Raw genomic sequence first — 24,683 nt, 5'->3', positions numbered from 1 at the left:
CTGTCAGCAGGGGTATGCGATGATGTCTCCATCAAATGAAGGAGGCTGTCATGAACCGTTTTGCCATCATCGATTCGCTGCATCGTTATGTCGGCAAGATCCGCACGATCCGCAACGAGATCCGCACCGAGCGGCTGTTGAACAGCCTGTCGGCCGACATCCGCTCCGACATCGGCTGGCCGGATATGTATAGCGGCCTACGCCGCCGCGAGGACTAAGGCGTTTGCGCTTTCACAGAAACGCGGAATCGCTCTGACATTCTGCTGCTGCGCAATTCCGGACAGAAAGCCGCTGCATACTTCTCAAGCTCGAACGACTTTTTTTAGCAAGCTCTTGGATTGACAGATTGTCACACCCAAGTAAGGAACCATGGCCGCCGCGCGATCCACTTGGAATACAGACTGGGAGGTGTGTGCCAGTCATTTTGGGACGACGACGCACACAAGCGCGCGTGACGGCACTTAGGAGGGATGGACGTGCCAGACACCAGGAAGATCGGCTTCGTTTTCATCAATCGCTTCGCCGATTGGGAATACGGGCTTTTGGCAGCCTCGGCCGTCGAATGGTTCGGCGCTGAGGCCATATCCCTCAGCCCGGGCGGGCAGCCTGTCACCTCGACGAGCGGGTTTCAGTTGACGCCGCAGCGGTCGATCGACAGTGCGGACAACACCGACCTCGACGCCGTTGCCATCATAGGCTCGGATGTGTGGACCGGCGACGGCGCACCGGACGCGTCCGGCCTCGTCAACGCCGTTGCAGCGCGCGGTGGCGTTGTCGGTGGTATCTGCGCCGGTACACTGGTGCTCGCGCGCGCTGGCCTGTTCAGGGACCGCGCCCACACCAGCAATGGCCGCGACTGGATACTCCACCATCTGCCCACCTATGCGGGCGCAGAGCGATACAACGACCTGCCGCATGCCGTGGCTGACCAGGCGATCATATCGGCACCCGGGTCGGCGCCAGGCACCTTCGCCAAGGAATTCATCGGTGCGCTGTATCCTGACAAACAATCCGAGCTGACCGAGATGCGCACGCTGTTTGCGCGGGAGTACGGTGCAAGCTCCTGACAATATGCTGTCAGGAGCACAATGCCATACTGACAGAATGGAACGAATGCTCTTCGTTCGAACGGATGGGATCAAGACGATGCGACGTGCCGACAGGCTTTTCCAGATCGTCCAGCATCTGCGTGGCGGCCGTCTCGTCACCGCGCAGAAGCTCGGCACGTGGCTCGAGGTATCCGAGCGCACCATCTATCGTGATATCGCCGATCTGCAGTCGACCGGCGTACCGATCGATGGTGAGGCCGGCGTCGGCTACATGATGCGGGAAGGCTTCGACCTTCCTCCGCTGATGTTCACCCGTGACGAGATCGTGGCACTGGTGGCAGGTGCCCGCATGGTTCGCGCCTTTGGCGGGGCGACCATGGCACGCGCCGCCGATGAAGCATTGGTCAAGATCGGCGCCGTCCTGCCCGACACGGAGAAGGACCGCATTGCCCGTACCGAAATCCACACGCCGATGTGGGTGGTAAGCGACGCTGCCCGCGAGGCGATCGACCTGATTGAGCGTTCGATCGAGAAGCGCCAGGTGCTGACCATCGACTACAATGATGAAGCGGGACGGAGCACGGCACGCGATGTGCGCCCGCTGGGATTGTGGTTCTGGGGAAAGGTCTGGACGCTGGTAGCCTGGTGCGAGATGCGTGATGACTTCCGCGCTTTCCGCATCGACCGCATCGCCTCGCTCGATATTGCCGGCCGCATCTTCAAACCGGAACGCGGCAAACAGCTGGCCGATTTCTACCGCGCGGTAGAGCGCAGCGAAGCGTACGGCATGGGCCCCACCGCGAGAGGAGCATAGCTCTCCTTGACTGTCCTGCATCCAGGACAGCGGACCAGAAACCGAAGTGACTTTTGGCCCGCTGTGTCGTCTGCAGGCAAACCGCGTGGTTCTTGAACGAGCCAGCGTCAGACGTTGGTGGTTTGTTCGTAGGCAACGATCGTCCACAACACACCGAAGCGATCGGCCACCATGCCGAAGCGCGACGCAAATGGTGTCGCGGTCAGCGGCACCTGGATCCGGCCACCATCGCAAAACGCTTCGAACAGTCGATCCGCTTCAGCATCCTTCCCCGCCGTGATGGCGAGTGAAAAGCCCTGAAAATTGGGTTTCCCGTCGCACTCACCGTCCGAAGCAAGAATGGTGGTATCGCCGATCTTGAAGTCGGCGTGCAGGACCTTGTTCTCGGCACCAACCGGTGCTGGTGAACCGGGAACATCCTTGAAACGCGTCAGGACATTCAGTGTAGCGCCAACCGACCGACGATAGAATTCGACCGCTTCTTCGCAACGGCCGTTGAAGTAGAGGTAGGGTTCAATTCGCATTGATCTTCTCCTTGCAGGGCCAATTACGATCCTGGCGCGGACGCAGCAAAGCGAAGCCGACAGCCAGCTGTCTCTGGCCTCGACAATCCCGGAATCCAGCGCTATAAAATGGACCGTACCGTACGGTTTTAAACCGTACGGTACGGTCCAGTCAAGAGTTTATGCGCGGAGCATTCGATGACAAAGGAAAGCGTTCTTTCCTCGAGCGTGGCTCGCAAGCGGGCGGAAATCGTGGCGATCGCCCGGCAACTGTTTTTTCAGGCTGGCTATGCCGGCACGTCGATGTCCCAGATTGCCGCGGCCGTCGGAGGCTCCAAGACGACGCTGTACAATCACTTCCAATCGAAGGAGCAGTTGCTGCTGGCCGTCGTGGACAGCGTCGTCGAGGCGGGAGGAAGTGTCTACGACACCAGTGTCGAGCCCTCGGAATTCCGCGCCTGGCTGGCATGGTTCGGGGTCGCAACGGTAAAGCGGATCACGTCACCGGACTACATATCCCTGCAGCGGCTCGCGGCTGCCGAGGCGCTGCGTTTTCCGGACATTGGCAAGGCCTTCGACGACGCCATCGCGCCGGGATATCGCATGGCCGCCGGTATTTTCGCCAACGCAATGGACGCCGGCGTGCTGCGTCGCGCCGACCCGGCGATCGCAATCGAGCAGTTTCTCGAAATGTGCGCCGGATGGGTTCTCAGGCGCACGATCTGGAACATCCAGCCGGCGCCGAGCGAATCCGAGATCGAACAGAGTGTAGCCGCCGCGGTGTCGGCGTTCATGGACGGCTACGCCGCGAGAAACAGTCCCTGACAGCACGCTGCCAGGGAAGCGCCTGCTATTCCTCTTCTTCTTCGTCTTCGGTCTTGCCCTTCAGCGCCGAGAGCTTGGCGAAGACGGCATTGGCGTCGAGTTCCTCGTCCTCTGCCTTCGGCTTGTCCATCTCGGGCACCAGGCGCTCGGTGAGCGCTGCCGGCAGCAACGTGTCGCCGACCGGCTGAACCTGCTCGCGGCCGCGCGAGGCGCGCTGCACTTCAAGGTCGAGATCGATCTGCGAGCACAGACCGAGAGTCACCGGATCCATCGGCGCCAGATTGGCCGAATTCCAGTGCTTGCGTTCGCGGATCTGCTCGATGGTCGACTTGGTCGTGCCGACGAGACGAGAAATCTGCGCATCCTTCAATTCCGGATGGTTGCGCACCAGCCAGAGAATGGCGTTCGGACGATCCTGACGCTTGGACAGCGGCGTATAGCGCGGGCCCTTGCGCTTGGATTCCGGCACGCGGACCTTCGGGTCCGACAGCTTCAGGCGGTGCATGGAGTCCTTCTCGCCGCGCGCGATCTCTTCACGCGAAAGCTGGCCGGTCATGATCGGATCCATGCCCTTGATGCCCTGCGCGGATTCGCCATCGGCGATCGCCTTCACCTCGAGCGGATGCAACGAGCAGAACTGCGCGATCTGGTCGAAGGAAAGCGCGGTATTGTCGACCAGCCAGACAGCGGTCGCCTTGGGCATCAGAAGCGTGTTGGCCATTTTAGAATATCCTTCTCGTTCGCCCGCGTTCCCGCGCGGGCGGTGGTTTGAGGCCACCAGTAAGGGAAATCGCGCCGTATATAGCCGTTAACGGACCTGATCGCAACGTTTTTACGGATCCTCTGGAAAACGCCGACTGATGGCAACCTGCCATCGATCCGGATTGTCATTGAAGCTTCATCTTTTCGTCATGCCGCTGAAATGTGGCTCGCCCATGGGAGGGTGGGTTCCACGCTCTCCGAGAGATCAACGATGCACCGCTCCTCCGTCCTTCTGGCGCTGACTGCAGCGCTTGCCGCTTCGGCCGCTTTGCCGGCCCATGCCGATCAGGTCTTCAATCGCATCGCAACCTTCGCCGTTACCGAAAATCTGCCGGCCGACGCCGACAAGAAGGCGAAGACCTCGGCCGAAATCATTTCCGCCAGCCAGGACGGCAACACGCTGGTGTACTCGGACAGCCCCTATGGCGCGGTCGGCTTCATCGACATCACCGATGCCAAGGCGCCAAAGGCCGGCGGCCTCGTCAAGGTCGACGGCGAGCCAACCTCGGTCACGGTTGCCGCAGGCAAGGTTCTGGCCGGTGTGAACACGTCCAAAAGCAAGGCTGAGCCATCGGGCAAGCTGACGGTTATCGACATCGCATCGAAGAAGATCGAGGCGAGCTGCGACCTCGGCGGCCAACCTGATTCCGTGGCGCTGAGCAAAGATGGCAAGTTCCTGGCGATCGCCATCGAGAACGAACGCGACGAGGAAATCAACGAAGGCGCGCTGCCGCAGCTGCCGTCGGGCAACCTCAAGATCGTGCCGGTTGCCGACGGCGTGCCGGATTGCGCCGGCATCAAGACCGTGGAGGTCACCGGCCTGTCCGAAATCGCGCCGGAAGACGCCGAGCCGGAATTCGTCGCCTTCAACGAGGCCGGCGAGATCGCGCTGACACTGCAGGAAAACAACCACATCGTCATCGTCGACGCAAAGACCGCCAAAGTCGTCTCGCATTTCTCGGCGGGTGCAGTCACACTCGAAAACGTCGACACCAAGAAGGATGGCGCCTTCAACTTCACCGGCAAGGTCGAGAACCAGAAGCGTGAACCCGATGCGGTGAAGTGGCTGGACAATGATCGTCTCGTCACTGCCAATGAAGGCGACTGGAAGGGCGGCTCGCGCGGTTTCACCATCTTCTCGAAGAAGGGCGAGGTGCTCTACGAATCCGGCACGAGCTTCGAATATGAGGCCGCCAATCTTGGCCACTATCCGGAGCATCGCAACAAGAAGGGCATCGAGCCGGAAGGCGTCGAAGTCGGCACCTATGGTGACAGCAAGCTGCTGTTCGTCGGCGCCGAGCGCGCCTCTCTCGTCGGCGTCTATCAGGACACCGGCGCCGAGCCGAATTTCCTGCAGGCCCTGCCTTCCGGCATCGGCCCGGAAGGCCTGCTTGCCATTCCGGCGCGCAACCTCTTCGTGACAGCCAATGAAACCGACCTCGGCGAAGACGGCCTCGCCCGCTCGCATGTCATGGTGTTCGAACGGGCCGAAGGCAAACCTGCCTATCCGACGATCAGTGCCGGTCTGACCGACAAGGGCGTGCCGCTCGGCTGGGGCGCACTGTCCGGTCTTGCCGCGGACCCGGAAACGGCCGGCAAGCTCTATGCGGTTTCGGATTCCGTTTACGGCAACCAGCCGGCGGTCTACACGATCGACGCCACCCAGACGCCAGCGAAGATCACCGGCAAGATCGTCGTTACCCGCAACGGCAACCCGGCCCAGAAGCTCGATCTCGAAGGCATCACGCCAGACGGCAAGGGTGGTTTCTGGCTGGCTTCGGAGGGCAACAGCGAAAAGCTGGTGCCGCACGCCATTTACCGCGTCGACGAAAAAGGCGAGATCAAGCAGGAGATCCCCTTCCCGGCGGAACTGTTGCCCAACGAGACGCGCTTCGGCCTCGAAGGCATCACAACCATTGGCGAGGGCGACGACCTCACCCTGGTCGCTGCCGTCCAGCGCGAGTGGAAGGACGACCCCAAGGGCCAGGTGAAGCTGCTCGCCTACAAGCCGAAGGCCAAGGAATGGTCTGCCGTGCGTTATCCGCTGGAGAAGGCCGAAAAGGGCTGGATGGGACTGTCTGAGATCACCGCCCATGACGGCAAGCTCTATGTCATCGAGCGTGACAACCTGATCGGTTCGGAAGCCAAGGTGAAACGCATCTACAGCGTGGCGCTCGACGGCTTCAAGCCGGCGAAACTCGGTGGCGAATTGCCGGTGGTCGAAAAGACCCTGGTGCGTGACCTGTTGCCCGATCTGAAATCGGCCACCAACGGCTATGTCGTCGACAAGGTCGAAGGCTTCACCATCGACAAGCAGGGCAACGCCTATGTCGTCACCGACAATGACGGCGTCGACGACTCCTCCGGCGAGACCCTGTTCCTGAACCTCGGCAACAGCGTCAAGACGAACTGAGCAGTTCCAGGAAAGTGTTGCCGGTTTGCCGTCCGGAATTGCGGCAAACCAGAGATAGAGAAGTCGCCGTTTCCACGAAACAGTGCGGCCTTGACCTCCCTGCCCCGGGTGACCTCCCGCCCGAGCAAAAAAATGGCCACGACAGCGATGTCGTGGCCATTTTTGTTGGAATGGGAGCCGGAAGGCTCGTGCCAAAACAAAACCCGCCGGACGGGGTCCAGCGGGCTCGGAACCGGCGGCGCAGATAAACCGCGCCAGGCGTCGGCTCTGCTTAGATAGCCGCGCGAGCGACCTTTTCGATGTCAGAGCGGCTGATGCCGAGATCGTCCAGTTCACGGTTGTTGAGACGGCTCAATTCGCGAACGGTCTGGGTGTAACGGCGCCAATTCTTGTAGCTGCGGATCAGGTTCATCTGTCCCTCCTAAGTTTCACAATCATCTGTATGACGCTCAAATAGGCATTCCTGCTCATTTGTTGAACAGACGCTTTTGCATGGCAGCAATGCTTTGCTGCATTGCAACATTACCAAAAGGAAAACGCCCGAGCCGTTGCCAGCCCGGGCGTTAACCAGTTCAGTCGCGACCAACTCAGGCCGCCCCTGGCTCCGCCACGATTGCAGCGCGGTCGCCTTTCACAGGACACGTACGCGCCACCTGCCGGACGGTGATGAAGCAGGTGAGCGGTGCCAGCGCGAACAGCCCGAACAGCCAGCGCGATGCGCTGGCCGTGCCTGCCAGTCCACCGGGGTCCAGCAAGCCACCAAGATTGGCTACCATGCCGGCGAGCGCCGCTCCGAATGCCGTCGCAAACAGCGTGACGGTCGAGATGGAGGCCGATGTGATGTCCTGTTCATCCTCGGGTGCCGCCTTGAAGATGCGTGTCAGAATGTGCGGCCAGGCAATGCCGACACCCAGGCCGATGGCCGCGAAGGCCACGCAGATCGGTGCCAGCAACAGCCAGTCGTGCCCACCTCCGAGAGGAAAGAGCACGGCGAGTCCCGCCATTCCGACGAAGCTGAACAGGGGTGCAGCGAAGATGGCGCGATCTATGCCCTTGCCCTCGGCGCCCGAGCTCCAGATCGAGCCCAGCGTCCAGCCGGCCGACATGATGGCGGCGAGATAGCCCGCAATCAGCGGCGTCTGTTCATAGAGCACCTGCAGGAAAAGCGGGATGAAGATTTCCGACCCGGTCACCGTGACGCCAAGCAATGCCATGGTGGCGAAAAGAGCGCCAAGCGCCGTCGAAGGCCGGAACGAACCACGCGGAAGCAGGCGGTTGCGGGCACGGCTTTCGACAGTGATCAACAACGCGATCAGCACGACGGCCACGCCTAGCCCGTAAAGATTATAGACGGGATCGGCGGACACGCTGCCGGCTGACACCGCGAGCACCGCACCAAGCAACAGCGCCAGTTGCAGGATCGGCACCGTCGTGCGTTCATTCCTGTCGGGGCTTTGCGCCGGCAAAACGACAACCGCCAGTATGGCAAACAGGATGGCGATCGGCGCTAGCGACCAGAAGGCCGCCCGCCATACGCCGAACTCGGCAAAGACACCGCCGATCGCCGGACCGACCAGGGTGGCTACGCCCCACATGCCCGATATCAGCCCCATCGCACGCGGCCAAAGCCCTTCCGGGAAGACGATGCGAATCATGGCGTAGGAAAGCGCGAACAGAAATCCGCCACCGAACCCTTGCACCGCGCGGCCGGCGAGCAACGCCGGCATGGAGGGCGCGAAACCGCACAATAGCGTGCCAGCGGCAAAGACAAGGGCGGCCACCAGGTAGGCGCCACGCGGTCCCGCCGCGCCGAGCAATTTGGCCGAAAGGGCGGAGCCCAGGATGGAAGCCGCGACGAAGATTGTCGTGTTCCAGGCGTAATAGTCGATACCGCCGATATCCTTGACCACAGAGGGCAGGATGGTGGTGGCGACATAGACGTTGATGGCGTGCAGCGCCACGCCGCCGGCAAGCGCCAGCGAGGCGACGGCATTCGAGCCGGAGAGCAAAGCACCCCAGCCGGTTTCGTGTTCTTGGGACATGGGAGGATCCTCGGACGACGCAAGCTTGCGCAGGCCGCCATCGTTGACTATTTTCAAAGATAAGACTTGGGTAAATATTGAGCACACCCCGAATATGTCAAGCGATGACTTGGAAAAATCACGAACCCCACGCTCGGCAGCTGACCGGCTGCTGACATTGCTGAAGACACGGGGGCCGCAGACGGCTTCGGATTTCGGTGCGGCCCTGGGCACGACTGGAGAAAACGCGCGCCAGCAGCTTGCCAAGCTGGCAGCCGAAGGTCTTGTCGAAGCACACGCTGAAACGCGCGGCGTCGGCCGGCCAGTCCAATTGTGGCAGCTGACCGAGGCCGGCAATGCCCGTTTCCCCGATGCACATGCTGAATTGACGGTGCAACTGCTGCGCGCGGTACAAAGCACGTTCGGACCTGCCGGCCTCGAAAAACTGATCGAGGCCCGCGAAAGCGAGACGCTGGCGGGCTACCGACGCGAGATGGATGGCATCGCCAGTCTGAAGGAGCGCGTGTCGAAGCTCGCCGAAATCCGCTCGCGTGAAGGCTACATGGCCGAATGGAGCGAAGAGGACGGCGCGTTCATGCTGATCGAGAATCATTGCCCGATCTGCGCTGCCGCCATCGCCTGCCAGAATTTCTGTCGTTCGGAACTCGCCGTCTTCCAGGAGGTCATCGGCCCGGATGCCGATGTCGAGCGACTGGACCATATCCTGGCGGGCGCCCGCCGCTGTGCTTACCGGGTTGTACCGCGGGCCGCATAGGCATTCTGGCCGGCGTACCGGGCCTGACCGGCCTTGTCGCTGTTATCCGACGTCGAGCACGATCTTGCCGATGTTGTCGCCTTCTTCCATGCGCTCATGCGCACGCCAGGCTTCCTTGAGCGGGAAGATCATGTCCATCACCGGCGCCACACGTCGGGAGGCCAGCAACGGCCAGACTTGCGTTTCCAGCGCCGCGGCGACGGCACCCTTGAATTCGATGGTGCGTGGCCTCAGCGTCGAGCCGGTATGAACCAGCCGCTTGACCATCAGCTTGGAAAAGTCGGCCGAGGCGACCGCGCCGGCCTGCGTCGCGATCTGCACGATGCGGCCTTCGACGGCCGCGGCGTCGTAGTTGCGCCCGATGTAGTCGCCACCGACCATGTCGAGGATGACGTCGGCACCCTTGCCGCCCGTCGCGTCCTTGACCGCCTTGACATAGTCCTCCTCGCGGTAGTTCACCGCACGATCAGCCCCCAGTTTGAGGCAGGCGTCGCACTTGTCGGCACTGCCGGCAGTCGCGATCACATAGGCGCCCAGCGCGGAGGCGAGCTGGATGGCGGTGGTGCCGATGCCGGACGAGCCACCGTGAATGAGCAATGTCTCGCCAGCTTTCAGAGCACCGCGTTCGAAGACATTGTGCCAGACCGTGAAATAGGTTTCCGGCAAGGCGGCGGCTTCCGTATAGGTAAAGCCCGCTGGCAAGGGCAGCGCATTGGACGCGTGCACCCTGACATATTCGGCGTAGCCTCCCCCGGGCGTCAACGCGCAGACCTGATCGCCGAGACGCCAGCGCGCGGCACCTTCGCCCAGTGCGGCAACCTCGCCGGCCACCTCCAGCCCTGGCAGATCCGAGGCACCCGGCGGCGGCGGATAAGCGCCCTTGCGCTGCATCACGTCCGGCCGGTTCACGCCGGCAGCGTGAACCCGGATCAGGATCTCGCCGGCTTCGGGCGTCGGCACATCGCGCTTCTCCGGCTTGAGCACCATCGGGCCGCCGGGGGTCGATATCGCCACCGCTGTCATCTTTGCCGGGATTTTCTGTCCGTTCACCATGTTCCCTACCAATCTGCTCCGCTCGTGCGGCGGGATGATTTTACCCCCTGCCCCATGTATGCTTTTCCTATGTATGCGGATAGGCGGATCAGGCAAACCGCAAAAAAGCGAAGGAGCGACGATGGCGATCTTCGAAGATGAGCCCGTAAAGAAGGCCCCCAAACATGAGGTCGGGCAGGATCTGGCCCTGCTTTCCGTCGGCGAACTGACCGAGCGGATTGACCTCTTGCGTGCCGAGATCACGCGGCTGGAGGCCGAACTCCAGCAGAAGGGCGCAACGAAGTCGGCCGCCGAGGCGCTGTTTCGCCGCTGATCGTCGCAACGGCGGCAACATGCCGCCGAAATGCCTGAAAACATCGTCTCCACTGGCTCTGCCTGATTCGCGCACTGGACCGACCTGATGTTCGCAGCCTACAGACCGATCCTCTCCCTGCTTCGCGGCACTGCGTTCCTGCTCGCGGCTTCGGGCCTGCACGGCCTGTTGCTGCCGCTGCGCGGCCAGGTGGAAGGTTTTTCGACCACATCGCTTGGCCTGATGGGCACGGCCTGGGCGGGCGGGTTCGTCGCCGGCTGCTTCTTCGCGCCGCGCCTGGTGCGCCGCGCCGGCCATGTGCGCGCCTTCAGCACCTTCGCTTCCGTAGGCGCCATCATCGCATTGCTCACCGGTCTGCTGATCGACGAATATACCTGGATCGCACTACGAGCCTTCACCGGTTTCACCATGGCCGGCGCCTTCATGGTCATCGAAAGCTGGCTGAACGAAAAGGCCACCAACGAAAATCGCGGCACTGTCTTTGGTCTATACATGATGGTCACCTACGCCTCGATCATGGGCGGACAGATGATCGTGGCCGGCGGCGATGTGAAGTCCGCTTCGCTGTTCATGATCACCGGCATCTTCTTCTGCCTTTCGCTGATCCCGACCGCAGTCTCAAGCGCCTCGCACCCCAAGCCGCTGCAGGATGTGAAGCTCGACCTGAAAGGCCTCTACTCCAACTCGCCTGTGTCGGCGGTGGCCTGCGTGCTGATCGGCGTCGCCAACGGTGCCTGGGGTACGCTTGGCGCGGTCTATGGTGCACGGATCGGCATTTCGACGGCCCAGATCGCGCTGATGATGAGCCTTGTCGTGGTGGCGGGTGCTGCCATGCAGATTCCCGCGGGACGACTTTCGGACCGTACCGACCGTCGCTACGTGCTGGCAGCGGCAGCGGTTGGCGCAGCGCTTTGCGCGCTCGTCATGTTCCTGTTCGAATTCCGCAATGGCACGCTGGTGATCGCCTTCGCCGCCGCGTATGGCGCCTTCGCCTACACGCTCTATTCGATCGCCGTCGCCCACGCCAACGACCACGCTTCTCCGGAAGAATTCGTCAAGGTCTCCGGCGGTCTGCTGCTGCTCTACGGCTTCGGCACGATGATCGGACCGTTGCTAGCGGCAGCCCTGATGGACTGGGTCCGTCCGGAAGGACTGTTCCTGGCAACCGCCTTCGCGCACATCGCGCTTGCCGGCTATACGGCACTGCGCATCAGCCGTCGGGCTCCGGTTCCGGTCGAGGCACGCGAGGCCTTCAAGACCCAGCCGGCGGAGCGTGCGGTGACGCCGGAAGCGGTGCGATTGGACCCCCGCACGAAACCTGAAACAACCTAAACGTTTCCTGTTGAGATTTACTGCAACTTGCCTCACAAATGGGGCATGATGCTTTCCGATGCTTTCGTCGCCATTGCTGATCCGAACCGGCGTTATCTTCTGGAAGAATTGAGACGAGGCCCCAAAACAGTCAACGAATTGGCCTCGGGCCTGCCTGTTTCCAGGCCCGCGGTTTCCCAGCATCTCAAGGTCTTGCTCGAGGCAGGCCTGGTCAGCGCACGGCCAGAAGGCACGAGGCGCGTCTACGCCGTTGCCAATGGCGGTTTCTTCAGATTGAACCTTTGGCTCGACCAGTTCTGGGAAGAGTGAAGACTAGCTAATATAAGGCAATCCAAGAAGTTTGCGGCCGGGAAACACCCAGCCGCAGTTCTCGCAAGCTTTCGCTTCAGGCTTCTACCCTGCTCGTACATGTGCCGCGACGGCATCGATCATGATCGGCCAATCGTTGCGATGCAGCTCATGCCCGCCACCGGGAATCTCGACCAGCAGGGCCCCCTCCACGTTTGCCGCGAGGGCTCGACCATGCTCGACCGGAAAGATCGGGTCTGTCGTACCGTGGATGGTGAGAAGCGGCATCGAGAGATCGCGGATACTCTCGCTTGCGACACCGTCCATGACCATGAAATGGTTGGAGGCGCTCGCCAGACCTCCTGCCCGATCGTAGTCGCGACTGACGAAGTCTCGCAGCCGCGTGGCGTCGAATGGATGGGCCGTGCTTGCCAGCATGCGGCTGTCCTCGATCATGAACTCGATCACCTGAGCCCTGTCCGACCAGTCGACGTCGGCCCCCTTTACCGAGTGCTCCTGATAGGCGGGCGTCATCCCCGGAAGCATCGATGTATCGACGCCTATGGGTGAGGTGCTGATCACGGAGAGGGATGCAACACGCGCCGGATAGCGCAACGCCAGCATCTGCGCCAGCATGCCTCCCATCGACATGCCGACGACATGCGCACTGGCGATGGCATGGCCGTCGAGCACAGCGACGGCGTCGTCGACCATATCGGCGGATGTGTAACCGGGTTTGCCTGGCTCGTATTTGGTGGAGAGTCCGGTGTCGCGGTTGTCGTAACGGACCACATGCAGCCCCCTCTCGGCGAGAGCCTGGCAGAAGTCGTCCGGCCACCACAGCATCGAGGCCATGGCGCCCATGATCAGAAGCACGGACGGATTGCGCGCCTCACCAAACGTTTGCGTTGCGATCCGCACCCCGCCTGGACGGGCAATCTCTGACTGCATGGCATCCTCCAACTGATTGCATTTTGCAAGTAGTTGAACCATAATAAAACCGATCCTATAATGCAACTGGTTTTTCTGAGAGATGCAGTCATGACACTCGATCGCCGTTCCGGCTGCCCGATCAATCTTTCGCTGGAGGTTTTCGGCGACCGCTGGAGCCTGATCATCCTGCGCGACATGATCTTCGGCGGCAGGCGGCATTTCCGCGAATTGCTGAACCACTCGATGGAAGGCATCGCCTCCAACATCCTCGCCGACCGGCTGAAGCGGTTGGTCGAACTCGGCATGCTGACCAAGGCCGACGATCCGAGCCACAAGCAGAAGGCGATCTACAGTCTGACCGAAATGTCGATCACCCTGGTGCCGATCATGGCGCAACTCGGTGCCTGGGGCCGGGTCTGGCTGCCCGTCACAGAAGAATTGTCCATCCGAGCGAAGCTGCTCGAGGAAGGCGGCCCGTCGCTGTGGCAGGATTTCATGGACGAGTTGCGGTTCGAACATCTCGGCATTGGCTCGGCCAAGGCCACTGAAACCACGGTGCGTGCCAGACTGCGGGCGGCCTATCAGGCCGTCGTCGACGCGCAGGCACGCAGAGCGTCCTGAGCCTGCGGCTCGACTGCGGATACCGAAGCGGCGCGAAGCAGTTTCAAGCGGATGGCGGCTTGCCCGCAAAATCCTTGGGCCGGAAGATCGCGAGCATCGGCGATCGTCGTGCCGAGCATTCCGTTGACCGCAGGAGCCTCTCTCATGACCAGTTTTCCGATCGACAAGGCCAACCAGATCATCGCCGGCGCCTTCGCCAGGGCAGCAGCCCTGGGACTGAAACCGCTTGGCGTGTCCGTTCTCGACGCAGGCGGTCATCTCGTTGCCTTCCAGCGTCAGGATGGCGCTTCGTTCCTGCGGCCGCAGATGTCCTCGGGCAAGGCCTATGCAGCACTCGCGGTCGGCATGGGCGGCCGTCGTGTCGAGGCCATCGCCAGGGAAAGACCGCATTTGACGGCTGGCGTTTCCGATCTCTCGGGCGGCAAGATCCTGCCGGTGGTCGGGGGCGTCCTGATCCGCGACGCCGCGGGCACCGTGATCGGGGCCGTGGGCATTTCGGGCGACACATCCGACAATGACGAGACTGCCGCCATCGCCGGCATCGAAACAGCCGGCCTGACCGCGGACGCCGGCTGAACACCTCGGCTGCCGCACAAACGCAAAAAGACCGGCCAACGGCCGGTCTTTTTATTCGTCCCGTAAAGGAGAGCTGCTTAGCTTTCCTTCGGCTCCAGGACCTGGCGGCCGCGATACATGCCGGTCTTCAGGTCAACGTGGTGCGGGCGGCGCATTTCGCCGGAATTCTTGTCCTCGACATAGGTCGGGGTCTTCAGGGCGTCAGCAGAACGGCGCATGCCGCGCTTGGACGGAGAGGTTTTTCGTTTCGGCACAGCCATGGATATGCTCCATTCGATCGGTCAATGGCCCGCAACGCCCTCGTGAAAGGGCCGCGTACAGCCGAGTTCTAGAAGAAAGTGGCGTGCCTATACACGGCTGATCGCCTTTTGGCCAGTGTTGCCGCGACTTTTTTTGAACCGGCCGAGGTGATTTCCAAGACCGATCGTATCCACCTGCCGCAGGCCAACCATCCGCCAGGTGAGACCTGGGGTCAAAACCGGTGCGGTAGTTCTTCGAAATCGCCTCAATCAAGACACCCGACATATGCACCCGAGCGTGATGCCCGGCGCTCGATCAGCGAGGCGAGCCGTCTCAGGCCCGGCCCTGGCTTGCCGGGGTCGCGCGTGATCGGATTGGGCAGCGCGACCGCCAGCAACGCAGCCTGCCGACGCGACAGGTTTTTGGCGGAAACACCGAAATGATAACGCGCAGCCGCCTCGATGCCGTAGATGCCGGGACCCCATTCCGCGATGTTGAGATAGATTTCCATGATCCGGCGTTTCGACATCAATGCGTCGAAATAGACCGCGAGTGGCAGCTCGATCACCTTGCGCACGGTGCCCAGCGGCCGCGACCACAGGAACAGGTTCTTCACCGTCTGCATGGTGATGGTGGAAGCACCCCGCGTCATCTCGCCGGCCATCGCATCGTCGACAACGCCCTTGAGTTCGCCGAGGTCGACACCCCTGTGGAAGCAGAATTGTCCGTCCTCCGACATGATCACGGAATTTGCGAGCACGGGCGCAACATCATCGATCGACACCCAGCGCCGGTCGTAGCCGGAGAAGGTGGCGAGATCCTTCAGCATCAGCGTCGAGACCGGATGCACGAAGGAAGGCATGTAGAGGAAAGTCAGCACGGCCGGAATGATGGCAAGCACAATGGCAACACGCAACGCTCGCCGAAGCCAGCGCTGGTAATCACCGCGTCTGCCCCTCGGTCGCGACGCCATGTCCAACCCTTCGGTCTCGTGATCGATGATCGGCTCTGCCACCCGCCCAATCCTGTCACAGTTCTCTCCCGCATAAAGGCGCTTGGCTTCTTGCGCAACGTCTGACTGTCGGCTACCGCTCGCCACCATGGCAATGGACACCGATATTCCTTTCGAGGCAGCCTTGCTTGTGCGGGCCGAGCAGGTCGAGGCGCGCCTGCGCACGCTGCTCGACAGCAGTCCGCTGTCGGGAGAGATCGTTCGCCCGCAGCGCCTGGTCGCTGCGATGCGCCATGGTGTCCTGAATGGCGGCAAGCGCCTGCGCCCCTTTCTCGTGCTGGAAAGTGCGGCACTGCTGGCGCCAGGTCATGACGAAGCGCCGGCGCTGACGGTGGCCAGCGCACTTGAATGCGTTCACTGCTATTCGCTTATCCACGACGACCTGCCGGCCATGGACGATGACGACCTGCGCCGTGGCCAACCGACCGTGCACAAGGCTTTCGACGACGCCACCGCGATCCTTGCCGGCGATGCCCTGCTGACGCTTGCCTTCGATACTTTGGCGGACGAGGCGCTTGGCCTGCCCGCCGATCGCCGCGCCGCTCTTGTGCTGGCGCTGGCGCGCGCTGCCGGTACGGGCGGCATGGTCGGCGGCCAGATGCTCGATATCGAAGCCGAGAAGTCCACGCCGGACGAGACCGGCATCATCCGCCTGCAGGCCATGAAAACAGGCGCCCTCATCCGCTTCGCTTGCGAGGCAGGTGCGATCCTGACCGGGGCTTCCGCGACCGATCGCGAACGGCTGGCGGAGTTCGGCTCGGCCATCGGCCTCGCCTTTCAGCTTGCCGACGATCTGCTCGACCTGACAGCCGACGCCGGAACAATGGGCAAGGCAACCGGCAAGGATGCGGCCGCGGGAAAGGGTACGCTGGTTGCCCTGCATGGCGAAGCCTGGGCACGCAGACAGCTGGAGGGACTTGTCGGGCAGGCCCATGCATTGCTCGAGCCTTTTGGCGAGCAGGCTTCCATGCTGAAGGCGGCCGCGGCGTTCGTCGCGAACCGCAACAACTGAAGGCGCTTGGAGCATTTTGTAGCCAAGTGGAATCACTTGGCGTTACAAAAATGCGGCGAAAAAATTTAGAGCGTTTCCGCGCTTCCGTGAAAAACGGAAACGCTCTAGCCCCGGAACGAAATCTTAATGGTAATAGAGCGTAATCCCGGCCGTTAAAATGCGTATGGGTTGGGGTTACGCATGCCTGAATATTCGTCCTTCATCCGGTCGATCCGGATTCGCTATCTTTCCGGTCTGTTGATACTGGCAGTTGCCGTCAGTGCTACCATCTTCGCGTTGAACCGTGCCGGCTCCTATCGCGCCGAAATCGATGCATTGAGTGGCCACATCGTCACCTTCGCCCGAGATCTCAACAACGCCACCGGTTTTGCTGAAACAGCTGTCAGCACGTGGAGCCCGAGCACACGTCTCGAGTTGGCCAAGTCCGCCAAGGACCACGCGCAACGCCTCAAGGCAGGCATGGAATCGCTCAATGCCGAGCTTGCAGCCATCACGCCGAAGCTCTCCAAACCGACCCAGGACGAATTGAATGCGGCTTCCGTCAACGGTTACCTGCTGTGGTCGGCGCGCGATATCCTGCGCAACTTCGACCTGATGATCGGCGCAACACGCGCCACTGACTGGAACTATCGTGAGATCCGCAACCAGAACGACCTGTTCGCCCAGCCCATGCTGGCGCGCGCCAGGACCGCAATGGACGTCGAACGCCGTATGGCGGAAGCACGCAGCGATCGGCTTCTGCTGTGGGTGAGCCTGTCGCTCTGCGCCGCGCTGCTCGCCGTTGCCGTCTGGATCTTCCGGCCGATGGAAAAGGCGATCCGCCGCGCTTTCACGGAGACGGCGGAATCACTTTTCAAGGCCGAGGCTGCCGACCGCGCCAAATCGGAATTCCTGGCCAATATGAGCCATGAAATCCGCACACCGATGAATGGCGTGCTCGGTATGGCCGAACTGCTCGCCAAGACCGAACTCAATCCGCGCCAGAAGACCTTCACCGACGTCATCGTGAAGTCTGGCAACGCGCTGCTCACCATCATCAACGACATTCTCGACTTCTCCAAGATCAATGCCGGCCAGTTGACGCTCGACCCGGCACCCTTCCGCCTCGCCGAAGCCGTCGAAGATGTCGCGACGCTGGTTTCGGCGCGTGTCGCCGAAAAGAACCTGGAACTCATCGTCCGCGTCGACCCACGCCTGCCGCATCATGTCGTCGGCGACGTCGGCCGTTTCCGCCAGATCATCACCAACCTGCTCGGCAATGCCGTGAAGTTCACCGAGAAGGGACATGTGCTGGTCGACGTTTCCGGTGAGGTCATGGACGGTAACGTTCAGATGAAGGTCCGCGTCGAAGACACCGGCATCGGCATCCCCGCCGACAAGCTGCAGAACGTGTTCGAAAAATTCGCTCAGGTGGATTCCTCTTCGACCCGGCGCCATGAAGGTACGGGTCTGGGCCTGGCTATCGCCGCCCGCCTGGTCGATCTGATGGGCGGCCAGATCGGTGTCGAGAGTGAAATCGGCCGCGGCTCCGTGTTCTGGTTCGCGGTACCGCTTCCGGCTCACGAAGCGACCGGCAATGAAGACATCGTGCCAGTCGACGTCACCGGTGCGCGCGTGCTCGTCATCGATGACAATCCGGTCAACCGCGAGATCCTGCTGGAACAGTTGCGCAGCTGGAGCTTCGATTGCGCGGCGGCGGAAAGTGGCGCGGTCGGCCTTGCGTTCCTCGATCGTGCCCATCAGCTCGGCGCATCGGTAGATTGCATCATCCTCGACTATCAGATGCCTGGCATGAACGGCGCTGACGTTGCCAGGGCGATTGCCGCAGACAGCCGGCTGTCCTCCATCCCCGTCATCCTGCTGACCTCGGTCGATCAGATCGACTTCGCCAAGCTCATCCTTGACTTCGGCATCGCCGCACACCTCACCAAGCCCTCGCGTTCAGCAGTCCTGCTCGGGAATGTGATTTCCGTCATCCAGAGGGCTCGCAACCAGGCTGGAAAAGCACATTTCGTGCGCGAGCCGGTGCATGCCACGGCGCCCGTGCAGCCAGCTTTCACGGTCATTCGCGGTACGCCCGCTCCCGCGCCCAAGCCGGAGGCCATCGCCAATCCTGCCCGTCCGCTCGATATCCTGATCGCCGAGGACAATGAGGTGAACCAGATGGTCTTCGGGCAGATTCTGAACGGGCTGGGCTTGAACTATCGCATCGCCGCCAACGGCCGGACCGCTGTGGAGATGTACAAGACGCTGAATCCCAAACTGATCCTGATGGATGTTTCGATGCCTGAAATGAATGGCTACGAAGCGACGCGTGCCATCCGCCAGATCGAAGCAGCCAACGGCACCCGCACGCCGATCATTGGTGTCACCGCACATGCCTTGAAGGGCGATCGTGACAAGTGCATCGAAGCCGGTATGGATGACTACCTGGCCAAGCCGGTCTCGCCGGACCGGCTCGGCGCCAAGATCGGAACATGGCTCAGCGAAACAGTGGCCAAGACCGCCTGAGCCGGCTCTCCCTCAGCGACAGCATGAACGGCGTTCGGCGATTCTCCGTCGGGACCTGCGTCGAGCGGCAGGCGGAGCGGGTCGCGGTTTCCATGAAACAGTGAGTCGCTTTAGCGAAGCCGACCGAACGGGATGATCTCCCGCGAGGCCGGCGTCCATGCACCACCCTCCCAGTCGCCGAACCAGTTTTCGGCAACGAGACCCGACGCTTCAATGCCGGCGGCGATGTCTTCCTTCGACGGAAAGGCGATCCTCGATTCCGCTGTCAGCGTCTGGCCGGTTGCGGTGACTTCGTACCAGGTCCGATAGGTGACGATGCCGTCCACCCCCATGCGAGAATCATACCATCCCTTCACCGTACCGAATCGTGGGTGGTGGACCATTTCCTCAGATCGTTCGGGAACCCACTCGCGCCACGCCTCGGCAGTCGGATTGCGGCTGTCGAAGAGAAAATGCGCCCCCGGTGCAAGATGCGCCGCAATCGTCGCGAGCACCGCCAACTGGTCTTCCTGGGTCAGGAAGACCTGGAAGGCATGCCCGGTCAGCACGATCAGATCGAACTTGCGTCCAAGCCTGACCGTGCGGGCGTCGGCCTCGATCCATTCCGCCTTCTCGCCGCCCGGTCTCCGCCGCGCCACATCGAGCATTGCTCCAGCCGGATCGACACCGACCACGGTGCGGCCGTCGACAAGAGCTGCAGTCAATTGGCCTGTACCGCAGCCGAGATCGAGCACCGACCGCGCGTCGCCGGCCAACGCCAGGCAGCGCCTGAGTTCGATATCGCCTGTGTTGACGAGGTCATAGAAATCGACCAAGGCCGCGTCGCTGTAGAGAGGATCGACAGTCACGTTTGCTCTCACCAGGCTGCTACCTGTTCCTGATTACCACGCACGAGCCGCCGACGCTGTGCAGCTTGTCGCAGATCGCGTTGGCCGCCTTGCGGTCGTCGGCGCCGATGCGCACGGCATAGACGCCCCGTCGCCCCATCGGGGTCCGCACGCGACTGACGACAGGTTCGATATTGGCAAGCACGGCCGGGAACCGTGCCTGCACCCTTTGCCATTGCCGTACGGCAGCGGAACGCCGGAAATTGCCTGCTACCTGCACGCCCCAGGGTTTCACATGCACAGCGGCCATCGGCACCGTCGTTGCCTTGCTCACCGGCAATCGCCGGCAGGCGATCGAAAAATTCCGCTGCCTGGCGTCAAGGGGCAACACCACCCCGGCATAGGCCTTGTCGGAAAACTTGTCGGCCGGCTCGCCCATGACGTCGAGCACATACTCTTCCGTTTCCAGCGGCAGGAACCCGCCGGAACCCAGCCAGCGCGCCACCCGGTTTTCACCGGCGTTGTAGGCCGCCGCGGCCAGCCCCAGATTGCCGAAGCTGGACTTGAGCTCCGACAGGTATTTGGCGGAAGCCGGTATCGCCTGTTCGATGTCGAAGGAATTGGCAAGGCCACGCATCTTGGCGGTGCCCGGCATGAACTGGGCAATGCCCTCGGCACCCACGGGGCTGACGGCGTTCGGATCGAACCGGCTTTCCTTCCAGATCAGCCGTGCGAAAAAATCCTTCGGCAGGCCCTGTTCGGTCGCATGCACTTCGATGAGATCGCAGACGCGCCCGATCAGCCGCTTCTGGGCCGAATGCGTATGAGGCGGATCGGCCTTTGCCGGCGACACCGCCGGCAGTGCGAGCAAGACAAGCAAGGCAAGACCGGCAGCACGCCGCATCGATCTTATTCTGCCGCCGCCTGGCCGTGCCTGCCGAACCGTTGTTCGATGTAGTCAGCGACCATTTTCTCGAAATCAGCGGCGATATTGGGCCCACGCAAGGTTGCTGCCTTGCGTCCGTCGACGAACACCGGCGCGCTCGGCGTCTCGCCGGTACCCGGCAGCGAAATGCCGATATCGGCATGTTTGGATTCGCCGGGCCCATTGACGATGCAGCCCATCACCGCGACCTTGAGTTCCTCGACGCCAGGATACTTCTCGCGCCAGACCGGCATGTTCTTGCGCAGGTCTTCCTGGATCGACTGCGCGAGCTCCTGGAAAACGGTCGACGTGGTGCGACCGCAGCCGGGGCAGGCCGCCACGATCGGCACGAACTGACGGAACCCCATGGTCTGGAGAAGTTCCTGCGACACCTGCACCTCACGGGTGCGGTCGCCGCCCGGTTCGGGCGTCAGCGAAATGCGGATCGTGTCGCCGATGCCCTGCTGCAGAAGGATGCCCATAGCCGCCGATGAAGCGACGATGCCCTTCGACCCCATGCCGGCCTCGGTAAGCCCGAGGTGCAGCGCATGATCGGAACGGGTGGCAAGCATGGTGTAGACGGCGATCAGATCCTGCACGCCGCTGACCTTGGCCGACAGGATGATCTTCTCGCGGCCAAGCCCGATTTCCTCGGCAAGCTCGGCCGACAGGACGGCCGACTGCACGATCGCCTCGCGCATGACCTGGTTCGCCGTCAGCGGCGAGCCTTTTTCCTGGTTCTCGTCCATCAGCCGGGTCAACAGCTCCTGATCGAGAGACCCCCAGTTGACGCCAATGCGAACCGGCTTGTCGTAGCGGATCGCCGTTTCGACGATCTCGGCGAACTGTTTGTCTTTCTTGTCCTTGAAGCCGACATTGCCAGGGTTGATGCGGTATTTTGCCAGCGCTTCGGCACAGGCTGGATGATCGGCCAGCAGTTTGTGGCCGATATAGTGGAAGTCGCCGACGAGCGGCACGTTGACGCCCAGCCGCTCCAGTCGGTCGCGAATCTTCGGCACCGCAGCGGCACTTTCGTCGCGGTCGACGGTAATACGCACGATTTCCGAACCGGCACGATGAAGTGCCGCAACCTGGGCCACCGTCTGGTCGATATCAGCCGTGTCGGTGTTGGTCATCGACTGCACGACGACAGGCGCAGAACCGCCGACGATCACGCCGCCGACGTCGACACCGACCGACTGCCGGCGCGGAAATGGAGAGGAAAAATACCCGGTCATGCCGGTCGCCTCATGAGAAATGCGTCCGGGCATGAGGTGGAGGAGCAACAGAGCCTTGTCAATGGCAAGCTGGATTGCGGCCTGTCAAATCGACGCGCAGAAACAGTTTCCGGCACTCACGACGCGGCAACGAACGAGAAAAATCAGGTTGAAACCCCGTATCTCCCCAAGCAATGCCCGGCAAGAATACTTGAAGGGCGCCTGGCCGGCGGCTGCACGCCGCCGGGAGCATTTGCGCCGATTGGGGACTGATTTAGTGAGTCGAGGGTCTGCCCCTCAGTTTTTCCATTTCGTCCTTAATGGCCAGCTTGCGTCGCTTGAGGCATACGATTTCGAGATCGTCCACCGACGGATGCAGCAGCGCGTCATCGATCTCGCGTTCGATGTCGCTGTGTTTCCGCTGAAGCTCTTCAAGATGGGACGCTAGAGACATGAATGGTTCTCCCTTTCATATTCCTTGCCAGCGACCGACGCACGACGTCCACCGCGGGCGCCCGCGTGACGGCCAGATGACAGTGTGCCACCATTGCTTCGCCTTGTCGAATGGCATGTGGTAGCATTCCACCGCGTCGTGAAATGTGATAATGCGTGCGCGCCGCTGGCGAAGGCTGGCGGACCCCGCCCATCAGGCGCGCATGGGCGCCGGAGCCAGCAGAACGGTGGATATGTCGGAACAGGAACAGGCCGAGATTCGTCTCGAGTTTGCACGCTTGAAACAGGAACATGCCGATTTCGACGCGGCCATCAATGCGATGATCGCCACGGGTTGTGACCCCCTGCAGGTGCAGCGCATGAAAAAGAAGAAGCTGGCGCTCAAGGACCGGCTGAGCGCACTCGAAGACCGCATCATTCCCGATATCATCGCCTGAGCTTGTCCGGCGTCACCGCAATCCTTGCTCCACAGGGCAAATTCCGCTACCTCGCCACTTTGCCTCCGGGGAGAGCAACTTGGCCGAGCACAAAGCTGATGTCGCGATCATCATGGGTAGCCAGTCTGACTGGGCGACCATGCGCCATGCCGCTGAATTGCTGGAGGTGCTGGAGATCCCGCACAAGGCGCTGATCGTCTCGGCTCATCGCACCCCGGACCGGCTCTACCAATTCGCAAACGGCGCCAAGGCGGCGGGTTACAAGGTGATCATCGCCGGCGCCGGCGGCGCGGCGCATCTGCCTGGAATGACGGCGGCGATGACCCCTCTGCCGGTGTTTGGCGTGCCGGTGGAATCAAAGGCACTGTCGGGTCAGGATTCCCTGCTTTCCATCGTGCAGATGCCGGCGGGCATCCCCGTCGGCACACTGGCCATCGGCAAGGCCGGCGCGGCGAACGCCGCGCTGCTGGCCGCGGCTGTGCTCGCGCTCAACGACAAGGCTTTGGCCGAACGGCTCGACGGCTGGCGCGCTGGCCAGACCGCCAGGGTCGCCGTGGAGCCGGTGGATCAGCCGTGACCACAACTCTTCCCGCAGGCTCCATCATCGGCATCATCGGCGGCGGCCAGCTTGGCCGAATGCTGGCAATGGCTGCGGCAAAACTCGGCTACCGCACCATCATCCTCGAACCACAAGCGGACTGCCCGGCTGCCCAGGTCGCCAACCGGCAGATCGTTGCAGCCTATGACGACCCGGCCGCCCTTTCCGAACTTGCAGCCGCCTGCTCGGTCGTGACCTACGAATTCGAGAATGTTCCGGTCGCAGCTGCCGAGAGTCTTTCAGCGGCTCGACCCGTGCGACCTTCGGCACGGGCGCTGCAGGTGGCCCAGGACCGCGTGATCGAAAAGCAATTCCTCAATGATATCGGCGTCGCCACCGCCGCCTTCCGCGCCGTCGACAATGATGGCGATCTTGCCGCAGCGCTCGACGCCTTTGGCAACAATGGCGTGCTCAAGACACGGCGCCTCGGTTACGACGGCAAGGGTCAGCGCGTGCTGCGCGGCGTCAAGGACATCGAAGGCACCTACAGTGCGATGGGCAATGTCCCCCTGATCCTGGAAGAATTGATCGCCTTCGACTATGAAATCTCCATCATCGCAGCGCGTGGCACCGATGGTGCCCTCGCCGTCTATGACCCGGCCCGCAACGTGCATCGCGACGGTATTCTCCACACCTCGACCGTGCCTTCCGGCATTTCGATCGCCACGGCGGATGCTGCCAAGCAGGCGGCGATGGCGATCATCACCGCGCTCGACTATGTCGGTGTCATCGGTATCGAGTTCTTCGTGCTCCCCGACGGCAGCCTGCTCGCCAACGAGATGGCGCCGCGCGTGCACAATTCGGGTCATTGGACCGAGGCCGCCTGCACGGTTTCGCAGTTCGAGCAGCATATCCGCGCCGTTGCCGGTTTGCCGCTCGGCGATGCCGGCCGGCACTCGGATTGCGTCATGCAGAATCTGATCGGCCACGACATCGACCAGGTGCCGGCATTGCTCGCAGAACCGGACCTGATGCTGCATCTCTACGGCAAGGCCGAGGCCCGGCCCGGACGCAAGATGGGGCACTTCACCCGCATCCGCCCATTTGCCGGCTGAAAGCGTTATCAAGTCGCCTGCGAGGTTGACATGCACCGGGCACACCGGTATGAGCCGATCGCAACAGGGCGCGTCTTCGGGCGCGCCTTTCAAGTTCAGCCCGAAACCGGGCTTAAGA

The 24,683-nt window shown here is 62.1% G+C and carries 28 protein-coding genes; 16 read left to right on the top strand and 12 right to left on the bottom strand.

Annotated elements, in window-relative coordinates; genetic code table 11:
• The first annotated feature begins 50 nt into the window (after positions 1 to 50).
• The 3 genes from C1M53_RS31705 to C1M53_RS14520 all read left to right on the top strand — a co-directional run bounded on the left by C1M53_RS31705 (position 51) and on the right by C1M53_RS14520 (position 1,863).
• Positions 51 to 218, top strand: a complete 168-nt coding sequence (locus C1M53_RS31705; protein WP_165358141.1) for a hypothetical protein — start codon at positions 51 to 53, stop codon at positions 216 to 218.
• 258 nt (positions 219 to 476) lie between these two features.
• On the top strand, positions 477 to 1,067 hold the full coding sequence (locus tag C1M53_RS14525) for a DJ-1/PfpI family protein (protein ID WP_129412886.1): 591 nt from the start codon (positions 477 to 479) through the stop codon (positions 1,065 to 1,067).
• Positions 1,068 to 1,146: 79 nt separating this feature from the next.
• Positions 1,147 to 1,863, top strand: a complete 717-nt coding sequence (locus C1M53_RS14520; RefSeq protein ID WP_129412885.1) for a YafY family protein — start codon at positions 1,147 to 1,149, stop codon at positions 1,861 to 1,863.
• Positions 1,864 to 1,970: 107 nt separating this feature from the next.
• Here the strand turns inward: C1M53_RS14520 and C1M53_RS14515 are convergent, their stop codons facing one another.
• Positions 1,971 to 2,387, bottom strand: coding sequence for a VOC family protein (locus C1M53_RS14515; protein WP_129412884.1), 417 nt, complete (start codon positions 2,385 to 2,387; stop codon positions 1,971 to 1,973).
• A 231-nt stretch (positions 2,388 to 2,618) separates the two neighbouring features.
• Here C1M53_RS14515 and C1M53_RS14510 point away from each other — a divergent pair, with 231 nt between their 5' ends.
• The gene (locus C1M53_RS14510) at positions 2,619 to 3,191 is read left to right on the top strand and encodes a TetR/AcrR family transcriptional regulator (RefSeq protein WP_165358140.1); all 573 of its coding nucleotides are present in this window, start codon (positions 2,619 to 2,621) and stop codon (positions 3,189 to 3,191) included.
• Positions 3,192 to 3,216: 25 nt separating this feature from the next.
• On the opposite strand, the gene C1M53_RS14505 is transcribed toward C1M53_RS14510, so the two are convergent.
• Positions 3,217 to 3,912, bottom strand: a complete 696-nt coding sequence (locus C1M53_RS14505) for a DUF1013 domain-containing protein (protein ID WP_129412882.1) — start codon at positions 3,910 to 3,912, stop codon at positions 3,217 to 3,219.
• 252 nt (positions 3,913 to 4,164) lie between these two features.
• Between C1M53_RS14505 and C1M53_RS14500 the strand changes: the two genes are divergently transcribed.
• Complete coding sequence (locus C1M53_RS14500; protein WP_129412881.1) at positions 4,165 to 6,366, top strand: esterase-like activity of phytase family protein; 2,202 nt, start codon at positions 4,165 to 4,167, stop codon at positions 6,364 to 6,366.
• A 271-nt stretch (positions 6,367 to 6,637) separates the two neighbouring features.
• Here C1M53_RS14500 and C1M53_RS14495 read toward each other — a convergent pair whose 3' ends face one another.
• Both C1M53_RS14495 and C1M53_RS14490 read right to left on the bottom strand, forming a co-directional pair.
• Positions 6,638 to 6,778 (bottom strand): DUF1127 domain-containing protein, encoded by a 141-nt coding sequence (locus C1M53_RS14495; protein WP_129412880.1) that lies wholly within the window; start codon positions 6,776 to 6,778, stop codon positions 6,638 to 6,640.
• A gap of 175 nt (positions 6,779 to 6,953) precedes the next feature.
• Positions 6,954 to 8,408, bottom strand: coding sequence for an MFS transporter (locus tag C1M53_RS14490; RefSeq protein ID WP_129412879.1), 1,455 nt, complete (start codon positions 8,406 to 8,408; stop codon positions 6,954 to 6,956).
• A 94-nt stretch (positions 8,409 to 8,502) separates the two neighbouring features.
• On the opposite strand from C1M53_RS14490, the gene C1M53_RS14485 reads away from it, so the two are divergent.
• Positions 8,503 to 9,162, top strand: a complete 660-nt coding sequence (locus tag C1M53_RS14485; RefSeq protein ID WP_129416177.1) for a metalloregulator ArsR/SmtB family transcription factor — start codon at positions 8,503 to 8,505, stop codon at positions 9,160 to 9,162.
• Between the two features lie 42 nt (positions 9,163 to 9,204).
• Here C1M53_RS14485 and C1M53_RS14480 read toward each other — a convergent pair whose 3' ends face one another.
• Complete coding sequence (locus tag C1M53_RS14480) at positions 9,205 to 10,215, bottom strand: NAD(P)H-quinone oxidoreductase (RefSeq protein WP_129412878.1); 1,011 nt, start codon at positions 10,213 to 10,215, stop codon at positions 9,205 to 9,207.
• Between the two features lie 121 nt (positions 10,216 to 10,336).
• On the opposite strand from C1M53_RS14480, the gene C1M53_RS14475 reads away from it, so the two are divergent.
• The 3 genes from C1M53_RS14475 to C1M53_RS14465 all read left to right on the top strand — a co-directional run bounded on the left by C1M53_RS14475 (position 10,337) and on the right by C1M53_RS14465 (position 12,169).
• On the top strand, positions 10,337 to 10,528 hold the full coding sequence (locus C1M53_RS14475) for a DUF1192 domain-containing protein (protein WP_129412877.1): 192 nt from the start codon (positions 10,337 to 10,339) through the stop codon (positions 10,526 to 10,528).
• Between the two features lie 87 nt (positions 10,529 to 10,615).
• On the top strand, positions 10,616 to 11,860 hold the full coding sequence (locus C1M53_RS14470) for an MFS transporter (protein ID WP_129412876.1): 1,245 nt from the start codon (positions 10,616 to 10,618) through the stop codon (positions 11,858 to 11,860).
• A 45-nt stretch (positions 11,861 to 11,905) separates the two neighbouring features.
• Complete coding sequence (locus C1M53_RS14465) at positions 11,906 to 12,169, top strand: metalloregulator ArsR/SmtB family transcription factor (protein WP_129412875.1); 264 nt, start codon at positions 11,906 to 11,908, stop codon at positions 12,167 to 12,169.
• An 84-nt stretch (positions 12,170 to 12,253) separates the two neighbouring features.
• Here the strand turns inward: C1M53_RS14465 and C1M53_RS14460 are convergent, their stop codons facing one another.
• Positions 12,254 to 13,099 (bottom strand): alpha/beta hydrolase, encoded by an 846-nt coding sequence (locus C1M53_RS14460; RefSeq protein ID WP_129412874.1) that lies wholly within the window; start codon positions 13,097 to 13,099, stop codon positions 12,254 to 12,256.
• 90 nt (positions 13,100 to 13,189) lie between these two features.
• Between C1M53_RS14460 and C1M53_RS14455 the strand changes: the two genes are divergently transcribed.
• Together C1M53_RS14455 and C1M53_RS14450 are read left to right on the top strand one after the other, a co-directional pair.
• Positions 13,190 to 13,702, top strand: a complete 513-nt coding sequence (locus tag C1M53_RS14455) for a helix-turn-helix domain-containing protein (protein ID WP_129412873.1) — start codon at positions 13,190 to 13,192, stop codon at positions 13,700 to 13,702.
• 144 nt (positions 13,703 to 13,846) lie between these two features.
• A complete protein-coding gene (locus tag C1M53_RS14450; protein WP_129412872.1) occupies positions 13,847 to 14,278 on the top strand; it encodes a heme-binding protein in 432 nt (143 codons plus the stop codon).
• 77 nt (positions 14,279 to 14,355) lie between these two features.
• On the opposite strand, the gene rpmF is transcribed toward C1M53_RS14450, so the two are convergent.
• Both rpmF and C1M53_RS14440 read right to left on the bottom strand, forming a co-directional pair.
• Entirely contained in the window at positions 14,356 to 14,538 is a 183-nt protein-coding gene (rpmF, locus tag C1M53_RS14445) for a 50S ribosomal protein L32 (RefSeq protein ID WP_129412871.1), read from the bottom strand.
• A gap of 245 nt (positions 14,539 to 14,783) precedes the next feature.
• A complete protein-coding gene (locus C1M53_RS14440) occupies positions 14,784 to 15,542 on the bottom strand; it encodes a transglycosylase domain-containing protein (protein ID WP_129416176.1) in 759 nt (252 codons plus the stop codon).
• Between the two features lie 76 nt (positions 15,543 to 15,618).
• On the opposite strand from C1M53_RS14440, the gene C1M53_RS14435 reads away from it, so the two are divergent.
• Together C1M53_RS14435 and C1M53_RS14430 are read left to right on the top strand one after the other, a co-directional pair.
• Positions 15,619 to 16,542: a polyprenyl synthetase family protein gene (locus tag C1M53_RS14435; RefSeq protein ID WP_129412870.1), complete on the top strand. Its 924-nt coding sequence runs from the start codon at positions 15,619 to 15,621 to the stop codon at positions 16,540 to 16,542.
• A gap of 180 nt (positions 16,543 to 16,722) precedes the next feature.
• On the top strand, positions 16,723 to 19,053 hold the full coding sequence (locus C1M53_RS14430; RefSeq protein ID WP_129412869.1) for a response regulator: 2,331 nt from the start codon (positions 16,723 to 16,725) through the stop codon (positions 19,051 to 19,053).
• A gap of 110 nt (positions 19,054 to 19,163) precedes the next feature.
• Here the strand turns inward: C1M53_RS14430 and C1M53_RS14425 are convergent, their stop codons facing one another.
• The 4 genes from C1M53_RS14425 to C1M53_RS14410 form a co-directional block, all read right to left on the bottom strand.
• The gene (locus tag C1M53_RS14425; RefSeq protein ID WP_129412868.1) at positions 19,164 to 19,901 is read right to left on the bottom strand and encodes a class I SAM-dependent methyltransferase; all 738 of its coding nucleotides are present in this window, start codon (positions 19,899 to 19,901) and stop codon (positions 19,164 to 19,166) included.
• A 19-nt stretch (positions 19,902 to 19,920) separates the two neighbouring features.
• Positions 19,921 to 20,784 carry a lytic transglycosylase domain-containing protein gene (locus tag C1M53_RS14420; protein ID WP_129412867.1) on the bottom strand — a complete coding sequence of 288 codons (864 nt, stop codon included), beginning with the start codon at positions 20,782 to 20,784 and terminating at the stop codon, positions 19,921 to 19,923.
• A gap of 5 nt (positions 20,785 to 20,789) precedes the next feature.
• A complete protein-coding gene (ispG, locus tag C1M53_RS14415) occupies positions 20,790 to 22,043 on the bottom strand; it encodes a flavodoxin-dependent (E)-4-hydroxy-3-methylbut-2-enyl-diphosphate synthase (RefSeq protein ID WP_129412866.1) in 1,254 nt (417 codons plus the stop codon).
• A 253-nt stretch (positions 22,044 to 22,296) separates the two neighbouring features.
• On the bottom strand, positions 22,297 to 22,476 hold the full coding sequence (locus tag C1M53_RS14410; RefSeq protein ID WP_129412865.1) for a DUF465 domain-containing protein: 180 nt from the start codon (positions 22,474 to 22,476) through the stop codon (positions 22,297 to 22,299).
• 232 nt (positions 22,477 to 22,708) lie between these two features.
• Between C1M53_RS14410 and C1M53_RS14405 the strand changes: the two genes are divergently transcribed.
• The 3 genes from C1M53_RS14405 (at position 22,709) to C1M53_RS14395 (ending at position 24,565) form a co-directional block, all read left to right on the top strand.
• Positions 22,709 to 22,912, top strand: coding sequence for a YdcH family protein (locus C1M53_RS14405; protein WP_024922779.1), 204 nt, complete (start codon positions 22,709 to 22,711; stop codon positions 22,910 to 22,912).
• Between the two features lie 79 nt (positions 22,913 to 22,991).
• A complete protein-coding gene (gene purE, locus C1M53_RS14400) occupies positions 22,992 to 23,489 on the top strand; it encodes a 5-(carboxyamino)imidazole ribonucleotide mutase (RefSeq protein WP_129412864.1) in 498 nt (165 codons plus the stop codon).
• Positions 23,486 to 24,565 (top strand): 5-(carboxyamino)imidazole ribonucleotide synthase, encoded by a 1,080-nt coding sequence (locus C1M53_RS14395; RefSeq protein WP_129412863.1) that lies wholly within the window; start codon positions 23,486 to 23,488, stop codon positions 24,563 to 24,565. The genes purE and C1M53_RS14395 overlap by 4 nt, the downstream gene beginning before the upstream one ends.
• Positions 24,566 to 24,683 lie beyond the last annotated feature (118 nt).

This window comes from Mesorhizobium sp. Pch-S, assembly GCF_004136315.1.
Taxonomy (GTDB): domain Bacteria; phylum Pseudomonadota; class Alphaproteobacteria; order Rhizobiales; family Rhizobiaceae; genus Mesorhizobium.
The sequence above is the reverse complement of the archived record's forward strand: the minus strand, read 5'-3'. Positions and strand labels throughout refer to the sequence as shown.